This window comes from Lysinibacillus sp. FSL K6-4013 (genome assembly GCF_038630435.1).
In the GTDB taxonomy this organism is placed as follows: domain Bacteria; phylum Bacillota; class Bacilli; order Bacillales_A; family Planococcaceae; genus Lysinibacillus; species Lysinibacillus boronitolerans.
Window position 1 is genome coordinate 2879636 of sequence record NZ_CP152031.1, and the last position, 12929, is coordinate 2892564.

Here is a 12929-nt window from a genome sequence, read left to right on the forward strand (position 1 = left end):
ACTGGAAGGACTTTTTTTATGGACGCATGGTCATCCAATTCTCCACATAATGAATGGCTACTCCATGAAAAGCATCGTTATTTGAAAAATGTTGCTGAACAAGTATAAGCTGTTCATTCATAAAGGCTTCTCCATTATCATAAAAAGTAATATTTTCCCCTTCCTCTGAAGCGCCTGTTTCTACACCAATTACGATTGATTTATTCACAGTGGAAGCATAAGCGATTTCATGTTCTACAATAGAGATAATATCTTTTGCAGCATCACGATAGGCCATGATCGTCACACTATCCACATGGTCAATGACCCAATCAGCTAATAACCCTTTTCCAAATTCGTTATTATACTGAACTTCATCAAACCAAAATGGCATGTCTACTTCTAAAGTAAGTTGTAACTGACTTGCTTTCTCACTTGCTTTCATTATTAGTGTTTGATAGGATTCTATCGTTTGTGCTTGATGTAAGCTCCATCCACTATTTAAATAAGGTTCTACATCAAGGTGCACTCCAGAAAATTGCTCAGATTCAGTTGAATTCTTATTATATATATGTAACCAATTAAACAATTCATCTTGGCTTCGGCTACCCTCAGCTGAAACCCAGCTTGCAGCACCATCCAATGCATAAATGCGAATACCTTTGTCAGAAGCGTTACTAATAAAATGCTTATAGTCATTGCTCGCTATGCCTTGATCGATTTGCAGATAAACTTTATTGACATCGTTATGTTCTAAAAATAATAATATTTTTTCTTGGTCATCCATGATGAGGGATGTATCCCACAGCCACGTAGCCTTTTCCTGTATAGACATTGCATCAACCTTTCCACTTGATAAAGCTAATGAACTAATCATGATGACGATTAGTGCGGTCCATACTTTTAATTGTCTCTTCATACGAACTAACTCCATTCTACTCGCCACGGCTCCTAGAACAGAACCTGGCAACCTGACAATCTTGCACTGAAATTATAGTGTTTAGACTCATGGCTTTGCGTCCCTCCCTTTCGGTGAAGTTTGCCTTTTTCAGTTTTTTCTTAATCATTATCATACGCGGTTAGCAATGGTTTGTCTGTAGGTATAATGCATAATTGTCACATGTATGATCAGGTAAAAACGACAAAATACAGGTTAAATTTACTATTCAAACATAAAAAAACGTAGAGTGTCTAAGACTCTACGTTTTCCTTTTCATTTTCAAGCATTTTGTGTAAATAATCGATAATTTCTCGAATGCCCTCTAATGAATTAACCAGTATTTTTGGATCAACATATGTTATCATTCGATTTTCAAGATTAGCTACCGCAGTAAAATAGCGTGTTTTACTATAATTGACTAGGCCCAATTGCTGAAGTACTGATTCATCGAAATCAAGAATTTCTCGTGCTTCTGTAACAAGTAATCCATAATTAACCACATCAGTATTCAACACAATGATACGTGCGGTTGATGGATTAGATGAGCGGTTATACAGTATGCGCTCAAAATCTAGAACAGGTACAAGCTCACCACGAATTCTTGTAAAGCCTAGAAGATAGTTAGGTAAATGAGGAATAGGTGTTACATGCTCTAATTTTTCAATTGAAATCGCTTGTTCCACAGGTACGGCGTATTCCTCTGTCCCACAAGCAAAAACGACTGCTTTGACACTTTCCATAGGGTTACACATCCTTACTCGACTGTTAATTTTTCGCCGATTCTTTGACGATTTCTACTAGTAAATCTGCTAATTTTTCAAGTTCTTCTACTGGTATCTTTTCATTCGTTGTATGAATATCCTCATAGCCAACAGATAAATTAACTGTAGGAATGCCAAAGCCTGCGATGACGTTTGCATCTGAGCCTCCACCAGAAATGCCTAGTGTCGGTGTACGATCAATATTGCGTGCAGCAGCCATAGCTACCTGAACTACTTTATCCGATTCCGTTACACGGAAGCCTGGATACATTAGCTTCACTTCTACCTCTGCACGTGCGCCTAAAGAAGCAGATACTTGTTCAAACGTATCTTGCATATGCTTTGTTTGCGCATCCAATTTAGCTTTGTCTATAGAACGTGCTTCTGCCAGGATTGTCACTTCGTCACAAACAATATTCGTCGCTTGTCCACCTTCAAAACGCCCAATATTCGCTGTCGTTTCTTCATCTAAACGGCCTAGCTTCATTTGAGCAATGCATTTTGATGCAACTGTTATGGCAGAAATACCCTTTTCAGGAGCAACCCCTGCATGTGCCGTTTTTCCAATAATCTTTGTAAAAATTTTCGCCTGGAAGGGTGCTGCTGTCACGATGCCACCAACTTTGCCATCGCTATCAACCGCAAAGCCATATTTTGCTTTAATGTTAGCTGGATCTAACTCTTTAGCGCCAACAAGGCCACTTTCTTCACCAGCCGTAATAATAAATTCAATATCGCCATGTGCAATATTTTGCTCTTTCAAACGTTTGACCATCTCAAATAGAGCTGCTAATCCTGCTTTATCGTCAGCACCTAAAATCGTCGTACCATCAGATACGATATAGCCATCCTCACGCAAAGACGGTTTGATGCCTTTTCCTGGCACAACGGTATCCATATGAGAAGTGAAATAGATTGGCTCCACATCCAATGTGCCTTTTAATGTGGCAATAATATTACCTGCCCCATGTCCATTACGCGTATGTGCATCGTCTTGAATCACTGAAAATCCAAGTGCAGTTAACTTCTCTACAAGAATGGGTGCTATTAGTTGTTCATGTTTTGTTTCTGAATCAATTTGTACGAGCTCAAAAAACTCTTCTACTAAACGACTTGTCATGTTGTAAAACTCCCTTAGTTTACGTGTTTTTCCACGTTATAGTATACGTATTATTTTAGCACAACGTCAGAAGAGTTGAAATCATTGAACAATACGACCAAAATAAAAAGTCTGAGAACAACTCAGACTTTCCTTAGTGATTGAAAATAAGCTCTTTTTCTTTTTCTAATGATTGTAGGTAGTTGACTGCTTTCTTATGTTTATCCTGTAAGCGCCAAATCGTATTATGTACATCATCCTGAACACGTGAGACCTGTTCCCTTGCTGTTGAAATTTTAGAATGAACAGACCATGCTGAAAAAATATCATCAAAAAAGTAGTCTGCAAACTTAACAAAGCCATCTGTTTCAACATGCAACGATTTCGTAGACATTTCTTGAACATCCAATAATTCATTATGAAAACGCTGTAACGCAATTTGAGCACTGTGTAAATAGTTTTCTGACTGATCGAGTGCATCATGCTTTAAGTGTGTTGCAATCAGCCCACCACCCAAAAACGTATCCCATGTGGAATACCCATTGGCCGAATGTAATGAAGCTGCTGCTTGCCCTAGCCTTGTAAGAGCTACTTCTCCCGCTTCCTCCGCCTCTTTAATTTCTCTAATGAGCTGCTTTGTTAGCATTTCCTCATGTGCTAAATGCTCTAGCCTTTCTGCTTGGGCAGCATCATGAATCTGTAAATACTTCTTCTTTTTAAGGTAGACCTGTTGAAGTGATTGCTGTAGTGCATTTTCATCAATCTGGGCAAGCTGATTCATCACTTGCACGTTATCCTCTGCTAAATCATTTTGCATTTTCTTTGCTTCATTCAGCTTTAATTCAAGTACTGCCGCCTTATCAATTTTTTCTGCCCTCAGTTCATCTTGTTGCCCTGTCCATGTACGAATCATATTCATAAACGAGAAACCATCCAATTTATCAAGTTTGGATCGAATTTGGTGGAGTGCTGCTGTATGAGTGTCTATTTCCTGTTGTGTATGTTTAATTTGCCCATCAATTAACTGATTTTGTTCGTTTAATCTAGATGCTTTTCTAAGTTGTGTATGAATCTTTTCTTGCTCTGTTTGTAATTGCTGCCATTCCATTCATCTCAACTCCTCATATCTATCAGTACGGATGACAAACAAAAATGTTTCACTTTTTGGCAATGAAAAACCTAGCAACTTTTGAGCTGCTAGGCTTGTATGACTATTATAGAGGAATATTACCGTGCTTTTTCTCTGGACGTGTTTCATGTTTGTTTGACAGCATATCAAGTCCTTGAATCAGCTTGATACGTGTATCTCGTGGATCGATTACGTCGTCTACCATACCGCGAGATGCTGCAACATATGGGTTAGCAAATTTCTCTTTATATTCTTCGATTTTTGCTGCACGAGTTGCTTCTGGGTCATCTGATTTTGCAATTTCACGGGCAAAAATGATGTTAGCTGCGCCAGCAGCACCCATAACAGCAATTTCAGCATTTGGCCATGCAAATACAAGGTCAGCACCAATTGATTTAGAGTTTAAGGCAACGTAAGCGCCTCCATAAGCTTTTCGTAAAATCACTGTAATTTTTGGAACAGTCGCTTCTGAATAAGCATAAAGAATTTTCGCACCATGACGAATAATACCACCATGTTCTTGTTTAACACCTGGGAAGAAGCCAGAAACGTCTTCAAATGTGATGATTGGGATATTGTATGCATCACAAGTACGAATGAAACGAGCAGCTTTATCAGAAGAATCGATATCTAAGCCACCAGCAAGAACTTTTGGTTGGTTACAAACAAGCCCAACTGATTCGCCAGCAATACGTGCAAAACCGACAACTACGTTTTTAGCAAACTCTGCATGTACTTCCATGAACGAACCTTCATCCACTACTTGCTCAACAACTTTACGTACATCATATGGACGTGTTGTTTCGATTGGTACTGTATCTACGATTTCTGGACGGTAGTCATCCCCTTCAGGTCTAGCTTGACGAGGTGCCTTTTCTTTATTGTTTTGTGGTAAGTAGCTTAATAGTTTTTTAATTTCATCAATCGCTGCCTCTTCAGAAGGAGCACGGAAATGAGCATTCCCACTGACCGCATTATTTACTTTCGAACCACCTAAATCTTCAGCAGAAATTTTCTCTCCTGTTACCGTTTCGATTACTTTAGGTCCTGTAATGAACATTTGAGATGTCTTATCCACCATTAGAATAAAGTCAGTAATAGCTGGAGAATAAACAGCTCCACCAGCACAAGGTCCCATAATCACAGAGATTTGTGGAATCACACCAGAATAAATGGCATTTCGGTAGAAGATATGACCATAGCCATCTAATGAAAGAACACCCTCTTGAATACGTGCACCGCCTGAGTCATTGATGCCGATAAATGGTGTACCATTTTTAGCAGCTAGATCCATCACTGTTGCCATTTTTTTCGCATGCATTTCTCCAAGCGCCCCACCAAACACTGTGAAATCTTGAGAGAATAAGTATACTGGACGTCCGTTAATTTTACCGAATCCAGTTACGACACCATCACCAGGTCCCTCCATTTTTTCCATGCCGAAGTCTACTGTACGATGTGTAATAAATGGATTGATTTCGAAAAATGTACCTTCGTCTAGCAACAAGTCTATACGCTCACGAGCAGTAAGTTTCCCCTTCTCATGCTGCTTATCGATGCGATCATAGCCACCACCAAGTTCAATTACCGTTTTACGGTCATACAAGTCATTGATTTTGTCGAACATATCCATACTAATCACTTATCCCCTTTTCCACTTTTATCACATAATTCATATAACACCCCAAATGAGGATTTAGGATGCATAAACGCAACCTCTGCCCCTCCAGCACCTGGCCCTGGCTCTTCGGATAAGAGACGTACACCTTTTTCACGAAGCTCTGCCATTCGTTCACGAATTCCCGTCACACCAAACGCAACATGATGAATTCCTTCTCCACGTTTTTCAATAAAACCATGGATGGCACTTTTATCACTCATTGGTTCTAATAGCTCGATTTTCACGTTCCCTGCATCGATAAATGCCACACGAACCTGTTGAGATTCTACTTCTTCCACTTTCATCAACTTTAAGCCCAAAGTTTCTGTATAATATGTAATGCGTTCATCAAGATCGCGCACTGCAATCCCAATATGGTCTACTTTCTCCATGGTGACATCTCCTTCTGTTATGGTACATACTCTATTTTACAGACTTTTTTGTCAAAACTCTACTACTTGAGAAATTTTTCAGATTTGCTAAACTATTTATAAGAAAAGAAGGAGCGAACGAGCATATGAGTAATAAAAAATTTCAAAAAGTCGTTATTTATAGTATGATCGCAATTATGCTAATCTCATCTCTAGCATTCGGATTATCTATGATAATTTAAGGCAAAGCACGAGGCGTCCACACTACTGTGGGCGCTCTTTTTTAACCTTTAACCCTTTAAATGACTGCTTTATTTCTAAATACCTGTCCATTTCCTCTATAAACTGATAGAGGGCTGCCTGAGCGATAAATTGCTCATGGCTTTGTGGTAAAGGAAGCTGAGAAAAATCGCGCTTAACATGTTCGAGCTTTTCGCGGTAATGACTAGCCGTATTCCCCGAATGAACATGCTCACCTAGGTCTTGTAAAAAATCTGCCACAATTTCAGCCTCTTGTACTATAACAGGTAATGTCGTCACTTTTGGTAGCACTCTTTCGATAATTTCTAGCTGCTGCTCTCGCATATCGAAATATACATAGTAATCATTTTTACGTCTTGTAAAATGGTTTTGAACATCTTTAAACGCCAATGATTTTGCCTCTTCTAGTGCTTTGATAGCATCGATAATTTCTTGACCGTTCCACAACGTATCTCCTTGCCGTAAATAGCTGGCAATTTCTAAAAAAATCTTACTATATAGCTCCTCTATTTTGACTCTGTAGTAATTTAATTCCTTTTGAATGTCTGGCATATACATATTAATGGCAATCCCTGTTCCATAACCGATAGCCATCAACGCTAATTCATTATAAACAAGTGTCAATGAGTACCCTTCAGCAGCGTAAATATGCATAATAATCACGACACTGGAGATAAATCCATCCGCAACCTTTAAAGATACAATGGTAGGAATAAAGAGTATAAGCATGCCTGCTAGTGTAAGTGGATGATAAGCAAATAACTCAAAGCTTACAAAGGCAAAAAGCATTGCTACAATACTTGCAATCAATCGTGTATAGGCTGCATAAATGGATTTCTTTTTTGTTGGTTGCACACATAATATGGTTAGAATACCAGCAGATGCATATGAGGCTAAATCAAAATACTGTGCAATGGCAATAGCGATGGCCGCACCAATTGCTGTTTTTAAAGTTCGATAGCCGATTGAAAACTTCTTCAGGCCGACTGCCTCCCATCCTTTAGTACTCTTCACGCATTCAGCTAATTATTTAGCCAATATTACAAAAATTTTAATAATAATGAAACTAGCTATACATGAGGATCAGTAGGAAGCCTACATAGATAGCATGATCTATGAGGCTTTTCTACTTGATTGAAAATGATTTTTCTTATGCAAGAATAGACTTAAAGCTCGTCACAATATTCTTCAAAGTTTGCTTGTAAATTTGTCACAACTGACATTGGGTCATGCCCTTCAATTTCATAGCGTCCCACTTCTGCGACAACTTGTCCGTCTTTTAATAGAACGAATGATGGTGATGAAGGTAGATGATCTTCTCCAAAATGGTAACGCGCTGCTGCAGTTGCTTCTTTATCTTGCCCTGCAAACACTGTTACTAAATGGTCTGGACGTTTATCATAATGAACGCATTGTGCTGCTGCTGGACGAGCGATACCACCCGCACAACCACACACTGAGTTCACCATTACTAATGTTGTACCTGGACGAGAAAACGCCTCTTCTACAGCTTCTGGTGTTGTTAATTGTTCATAACCAGCTGCCTCAATTTCAGCACGTGCTGTTTTTAAAATTTCCTGCATAAATAAATCGTAATCCATATTCATATAGCGATAGCTCCTTTCAAGTTCGCGCCAATTTAGTTATATTTCAGATAGTAGATTTTTGACGCTTATCCATCTCTTATCATAGCAGTTTGCAAGCAATTTGTGCACCTACTTGCTCAACACATTTCAGTTGAAATTACTACGATTTCAATAAGACTCGTTTACTTGTCTTCCTGCTCCTCGCTAAATAAACGATCCACACCTTGTGTAACTGTCAACTGTCCACTTAAAATTTGACGTTCAAGCTGTTGTACTTGTGCTTTACGTTGCGGGTTTCCATAAAAGAGATCTATTAAATGATCGGTAATCATCGATTGGAACCACTCTTTTGTTTGTTGCTGGCGTCGAGTAGCCCAATAGTGATTTGCTTCTACGATTTGCTTGAATTCCCCAATTGTTTCCCAAACCTTATCAAGTCCTCGATTTTCTAGTGAACTAACAGGCATGGCAGTTGACATCCAACCAGGTGTAGCAGGCTGTAAAAAGTGCAAAATTTGTTTGTACTCTGCAACCGTTTTTTTAGCTAGACGTACATTATCACCATCCGCCTTATGCACGACAATTGCATCTGCTAATTCCATAATGCCTTTTTTCATGCCCTGCAATTCATCCCCCGCTCCTGTTAAAACAAGAAGCAGGAAGAAGTCAACCATGCCACGGACATAGGTTTCACTTTGTCCAACACCCACTGTTTCAATTAAAATCACATCATAGCCTGCTGCCTCACAAACTAACATGGTTTCTCGTGTCTTTTTGTGAACACCCCCTAGGGTACCTGCCGATGGCGATGGACGCACAAATGCACTAGGCTTCTTAACGAGCTCTTCCATACGCGTTTTATCGCCAAGTATACTTCCTCCCGATAGAGAAGAACTTGGATCAATGGCAAGAACAGCAACTCGTTTCCCCATATCACAAAGCATAGTACCGAAAGCCTCTATGAATGAGCTTTTTCCTGCCCCAGGCACACCTGTTATGCCAATTCGGATACTATTGCCTGTATGTGGAAGAAGCTCCTGCAATAGTTCTTGTGCCTGTACTTTATGGGTAGCGTTTGAACTTTCAATGAGGGTAATGGCTTTTGATAAATGTGTGCGAGAGCCCGCACGTACTTGTTGTGCAAGCTCTCCTACATTTAGAGTGTCTGCCTTTTTCTTTCGGAACTTTTTGGGTGTACCATATTGCATCCCGTCGTGAGTCGCCTCTACTCCGTCCATGACAAATAGCGCACTTTCTTCCATTCCTTTATTTTTGTCCATTATTCAGACACTTCCTCATAGCCTAAACGTTTGTAGATTTCTTCAATAATTTTTTGTGCGGATACAGGAATCACTGTACCTGGTCCGAAAATAGCTACTGCACCGGCTTTATAAAGGAAATCATAATCTTGTGCTGGTATAACACCACCCACAATAATGATAATATCTTCACGACCTAGTTTTTCAAGCTCAGCTATCAATTCAGGCACCAATGTTTTATGTCCTGCTGCTAGTGAAGACACACCAATAACATGAACATCATTTTCAACAGCCATTTGAGCAGCCTCAGCAGGCGTCATAAATAATGGAGAAATATCTACGTCAAAGCCTAAATCTGCATAACCAGTTGCGACAACCTTTGCACCACGGTCATGTCCATCTTGTCCCATTTTAGCAACTAAAATACGCGGACGACGACCTTCATTTTCAAGGAATTCTTCTGTCATTTGTTTCACTTCCGCAATTTGCTCCTCATCAGAGAAGTTTGCAGAGTAAACACCTGAGATCGAACGAATGACCGCTTTATGACGACCAGAAACTGCTTCAATTGCATCAGATATTTCACCTAAAGAAGCACGAGCGCGCGCTGCATCCACTGCTACCGCTAGCAGGTTTTCTTCTCCATCTTGAGCCGCCTTCGTTAAGCGAGCTAAATGTTTTTGAACTTCCGCTTCATCACGAGCTGCCTTCATCGCTTCTAAACGTTCAATTTGTTTTTGACGAACAATGGTATTATCGATATCTAAAATATCAATTGGCTCTTCTTTTGCTAAGCGATACTTATTCACGCCAACAATCGTTTCTGTTTTAGAATCAATTTTCGCTTGACGTTTTGCTGCGGCTTCCTCAACCTTCATTTTTGGAAGTCCCGTTTCAATCGCTTTAGCCATACCACCAAGCGCTTCTATCTCTTCGATTAACGCCCAAGCAGATTTCGTAATTTCTTCTGTTAATTTCTCTACGTAGTACGAACCACCCCAAGGATCAATGACTTTTGTCATCGCTGTTTCCTCTTGTAAAAATAACTGTGTATTACGCGCGATACGTGCTGAGAAATCAGTTGGAAGTGCAATCGCTTCATCCAGTGCATTTGTATGAAGGGATTGTGTATGTCCCATCGAAGAGGCATTTGCTTCGATTAAAGTACGTGCAACATTGTTAAATGGATCTTGCTCAGTTAATGACCAGCCAGATGTTTGGGAGTGCGTACGTAATGCTAATGTCTTTGGATTTTTCGGGTTAAACGTAGACATCATTTGTGCCCAAATACGACGTGCTGCACGCATTTTAGCAACTTCCATGTAATAGTTCATACCAATTGCCCAGAAGAACGATAGGCGAGGTGCAAATGCATCAATATCAATGCCTGCTTTTAATCCTGTTCGAACATACTCCAAGCCATCTGCTAATGTATAGGCAAGCTCAATGTCATTTGTTGCGCCTGCTTCTTGAATATGGTAACCCGAAATTGAAATAGAGTTAAATTTTGGCATATACTTCGCTGTATATTCAAAAATATCTGCAATGATTTTCATTGACATAGCTGGTGGGTAAATATATGTATTACGCACCATGTATTCTTTTAAAATATCATTTTGAATGGTACCTGCTAATTGATCTGGCGTTACCCCTTGTTCTTCTGCTGCTACAATATAGAATGCAAGGACGGGTAATACGGCACCATTCATTGTCATTGAAACAGACATTTGGTCTAACGGGATTTGATCGAAAAGGATTTTCATATCCTCAACTGAGTCAATCGCAACCCCAGCTTTTCCTACGTCCCCTGTTACACGTGGATGATCAGAGTCATAGCCTCGGTGTGTTGCTAAATCAAACGCGACAGAAAGACCTTTTTGTCCCATGGCCAAATTTCGTTTGTAAAAGGCATTGGATTCTTCAGCAGTTGAGAAACCAGCGTATTGCCGAACCGTCCATGGACGTGCTACATACATAGTAGGGTATGGTCCACGTGTGTTGGGTGCAATCCCTGCCACATCATTTAGATGTTTAGCCTCTTTAATATCTTCTTTTGTGTAAATATCTTTAATTTCAATCCCCTCATTTGTCATGAACTTATCTTCAGACGCTTGAGGTGCTTCAGCTGTTAAAACCTTTTCTATTTCTACTGCATTAAAATTTGGCTTGCTCATCGTTGGACCTCCTTCATGCTCGCAAACACGGACTGTAATTTTTCAATGATGTTTTGTCCTGCGAAAATAAAGCCGTTTAAGCCATTTGCTAACCATGCTTCTTCTTCGTCTTTAAATTTGCCCGCTACATCTACAAGCACATTCGCTGGTTTTTCAGCTAAAATGGCCGATACAAATGCTTTTGTATCATCATCATTGCCTGCAATCACTACATACTTAGCCTCTGTCGCCTTCAGCCAAGCTACTGCCTCTTCTACAGTTGTCACTGGCTCACTTTTTTCTGGTACAAGACCAACTGTGTTTAAGAAGCCCGCTACAAAATCTGCGCGTGGTTTAGAGCTTTTTAATGATCCTAATGCTAAAATACCTGTTTTTACATCTGCTGCTGTCATGTCTGCACGTAAGTCCTCAAATGGAGCAGCGATACGCTTAATATCAGCAAATAATGGATTTGTATCCTGTTCAAGAATATCAGCTGGATTAGCATAAATATTCGTTCCAATTAATGATTGCTTACGTGTTTGGGCAGCTTTGATGCGTTTTTGATAGGATGCTTCCACTTCTTCTGCAAGCTTGCCAGAGGCTGTATATTCATCGATACCGCCGGCTGCCTGGATGTCTAAAAATAGTGCCCATGCTTCTTTCACAAAATCTGCTGTTAACGACTCGATAAAGTAAGAGCCCCCTGCTGGATCTTTTACTTTTAAGACATTTGTTTCTTCTCTTAAAATTAATGATACATTACGAGCGATACGAATGGATTGATCCGTAGGTTTTGTTAACACGTCATGTGGATGAACCGTAAAGAGATCAGCACCACCGATTAAACCAGAAAGCGCTTCATTTGAAGAGCGTAATAAATTTACATACACATCTAATTTAGAAAAGCTTCTTAATGATGTTTCAGCAACAGTAGGGATTTTGATATGATCTGTTACGCCATAAGCGGATGAGAACGCTTTCCAAAGTACTTTAAAAGCACGTAGCTTTGCAATCTCCGTAAAGAATTGTGTATCAATGGCAAATGATACAAAGAATTTCTTCGAGAACGCTTCAAAGCTTTCTTCTTGTTCTGCAAATTTGGCTGCTAATGCAAGTGCATAGGCTAATTCTTGTACAGCGTTAGCACCTTCATTATGATAAACTGTTGTGTCTGCACTGACTGAGCGCACGTTCGGAAATGCAGTCAAAGTGATAGGGTCTTTTGAAATAATGTAACCTTTAATGGCTTCTTGTTGATCTACTGGAATGTTGTCGAATACTGCTAATAATGGGTCTTTTGAATTTTCAATAGTAATTTTAAACGAATATTCTGAGAAATATGATGCTAATTTGACCAATACTTCTTCTGTCCAAGCAAAGCTCACTCGGCTATCAATTGTAATAACTTCATTGCCTCGAGCTAGACTATCCTCAAGCTGTGCAAAAAAAGCTTCGCTTGAATCAGCGTGAATTTGTTGTGCCACCTGAAATACTTGATCATTTTGTAGGGAACGGATTGTGGCAACTTGTAAATCAAGCTCTTCTCCAAGCTTAGCTACTAAACTTTCTTGCGTGTAAAGCGGCTGTAGTGTAACACCTTCATTTGTTTTTGTGAATAGTGACTCAAATGGTTTCCCTTTTAAAGCTTTGATTGCTGCATCTTGCCAGTCTGAATAGGCTGGTATTTCAAATTCAATATTTTTCATGTTGTTTGACATGCGGACGCTT

The 12929-nt window shown here is 39.7% G+C and carries 12 protein-coding genes and 1 riboswitch; of the genes, 1 reads left to right on the forward strand and 11 read right to left on the reverse strand.

Annotation, left to right across the window (positions count from 1 at the left end):
• Nucleotides 1-16 precede the first annotated feature (16 nt).
• The 6 genes from MHB39_RS14270 to mce all read right to left on the reverse strand — a co-directional run bounded on the left by MHB39_RS14270 (nucleotide 17) and on the right by mce (nucleotide 5960).
• On the reverse strand, nucleotides 17-898 hold the full coding sequence (locus MHB39_RS14270; RefSeq protein WP_339280124.1) for an amidase: 882 nt from the start codon (nucleotides 896-898) through the stop codon (nucleotides 17-19).
• A 43-nt stretch (nucleotides 899-941) separates the two neighbouring features.
• Nucleotides 942-1033, reverse strand: a riboswitch (cyclic di-GMP riboswitch).
• 137 nt (nucleotides 1034-1170) lie between these two features.
• Nucleotides 1171-1659: a CheW domain-containing protein gene (locus MHB39_RS14275; protein ID WP_342544271.1), complete on the reverse strand. Its 489-nt coding sequence runs from the start codon at nucleotides 1657-1659 to the stop codon at nucleotides 1171-1173.
• Between the two features lie 25 nt (nucleotides 1660-1684).
• On the reverse strand, nucleotides 1685-2800 hold the full coding sequence (locus MHB39_RS14280) for a M20/M25/M40 family metallo-hydrolase (RefSeq protein ID WP_036076594.1): 1116 nt from the start codon (nucleotides 2798-2800) through the stop codon (nucleotides 1685-1687).
• A gap of 133 nt (nucleotides 2801-2933) precedes the next feature.
• Nucleotides 2934-3887 carry a hypothetical protein gene (locus MHB39_RS14285; RefSeq protein ID WP_342544273.1) on the reverse strand — a complete coding sequence of 318 codons (954 nt, stop codon included), beginning with the start codon at nucleotides 3885-3887 and terminating at the stop codon, nucleotides 2934-2936.
• A 106-nt stretch (nucleotides 3888-3993) separates the two neighbouring features.
• Nucleotides 3994-5541, reverse strand: coding sequence for an acyl-CoA carboxylase subunit beta (locus MHB39_RS14290; RefSeq protein ID WP_009370220.1), 1548 nt, complete (start codon nucleotides 5539-5541; stop codon nucleotides 3994-3996).
• A gap of 5 nt (nucleotides 5542-5546) precedes the next feature.
• Nucleotides 5547-5960: a methylmalonyl-CoA epimerase gene (mce, locus tag MHB39_RS14295; protein ID WP_004231207.1), complete on the reverse strand. Its 414-nt coding sequence runs from the start codon at nucleotides 5958-5960 to the stop codon at nucleotides 5547-5549.
• Nucleotides 5961-6085: 125 nt separating this feature from the next.
• Here mce and prli42 point away from each other — a divergent pair, with 125 nt between their 5' ends.
• The gene (gene prli42, locus MHB39_RS14300; protein WP_009370219.1) at nucleotides 6086-6181 is read left to right on the forward strand and encodes a stressosome-associated protein Prli42; all 96 of its coding nucleotides are present in this window, start codon (nucleotides 6086-6088) and stop codon (nucleotides 6179-6181) included.
• 22 nt (nucleotides 6182-6203) lie between these two features.
• Here the strand turns inward: prli42 and MHB39_RS14305 are convergent, their stop codons facing one another.
• From MHB39_RS14305 to MHB39_RS14325, 5 genes are all read right to left on the reverse strand, one after another.
• Nucleotides 6204-7214 carry an aromatic acid exporter family protein gene (locus MHB39_RS14305; RefSeq protein ID WP_342544276.1) on the reverse strand — a complete coding sequence of 337 codons (1011 nt, stop codon included), beginning with the start codon at nucleotides 7212-7214 and terminating at the stop codon, nucleotides 6204-6206.
• A gap of 152 nt (nucleotides 7215-7366) precedes the next feature.
• Nucleotides 7367-7807: a BrxA/BrxB family bacilliredoxin gene (locus MHB39_RS14310; protein ID WP_112118327.1), complete on the reverse strand. Its 441-nt coding sequence runs from the start codon at nucleotides 7805-7807 to the stop codon at nucleotides 7367-7369.
• Nucleotides 7808-7968: 161 nt separating this feature from the next.
• A complete protein-coding gene (meaB, locus tag MHB39_RS14315) occupies nucleotides 7969-9066 on the reverse strand; it encodes a methylmalonyl Co-A mutase-associated GTPase MeaB (RefSeq protein WP_048392309.1) in 1098 nt (365 codons plus the stop codon).
• Nucleotides 9066-11219, reverse strand: a complete 2154-nt coding sequence (scpA, locus tag MHB39_RS14320) for a methylmalonyl-CoA mutase (protein WP_342544279.1) — start codon at nucleotides 11217-11219, stop codon at nucleotides 9066-9068. Before scpA ends, meaB begins: the two co-directional genes overlap by 1 nt.
• Nucleotides 11216-12919, reverse strand: a complete 1704-nt coding sequence (locus tag MHB39_RS14325) for a methylmalonyl-CoA mutase family protein (protein WP_103118407.1) — start codon at nucleotides 12917-12919, stop codon at nucleotides 11216-11218. Before MHB39_RS14325 ends, scpA begins: the two co-directional genes overlap by 4 nt.
• Nucleotides 12920-12929: the final 10 nt, after the last annotated feature.

Coding starts and splice junctions, on each gene's coding strand:
- MHB39_RS14310 (WP_112118327.1), bottom strand. CDS start 7,807: ATGAATATGGATTACGATTTATTTATGCAGGAAATTTTAAAAACAGCA.
- MHB39_RS14290 (WP_009370220.1), bottom strand. CDS start 5,541: ATGGATATGTTCGACAAAATCAATGACTTGTATGACCGTAAAACGGTA.
- prli42 (WP_009370219.1), top strand. CDS start 6,086: ATGAGTAATAAAAAATTTCAAAAAGTCGTTATTTATAGTATGATCGCA.
- mce (WP_004231207.1), bottom strand. CDS start 5,960: ATGGAGAAAGTAGACCATATTGGGATTGCAGTGCGCGATCTTGATGAA.
- MHB39_RS14270 (WP_339280124.1), bottom strand. CDS start 898: ATGAAGAGACAATTAAAAGTATGGACCGCACTAATCGTCATCATGATT.
- meaB (WP_048392309.1), bottom strand. CDS start 9,066: ATGGACAAAAATAAAGGAATGGAAGAAAGTGCGCTATTTGTCATGGAC.
- scpA (WP_342544279.1), bottom strand. CDS start 11,219: ATGAGCAAGCCAAATTTTAATGCAGTAGAAATAGAAAAGGTTTTAACA.
- MHB39_RS14280 (WP_036076594.1), bottom strand. CDS start 2,800: ATGACAAGTCGTTTAGTAGAAGAGTTTTTTGAGCTCGTACAAATTGAT.
- MHB39_RS14325 (WP_103118407.1), bottom strand. CDS start 12,919: ATGTCAAACAACATGAAAAATATTGAATTTGAAATACCAGCCTATTCA.
- MHB39_RS14285 (WP_342544273.1), bottom strand. CDS start 3,887: ATGGAATGGCAGCAATTACAAACAGAGCAAGAAAAGATTCATACACAA.
- MHB39_RS14275 (WP_342544271.1), bottom strand. CDS start 1,659: ATGGAAAGTGTCAAAGCAGTCGTTTTTGCTTGTGGGACAGAGGAATAC.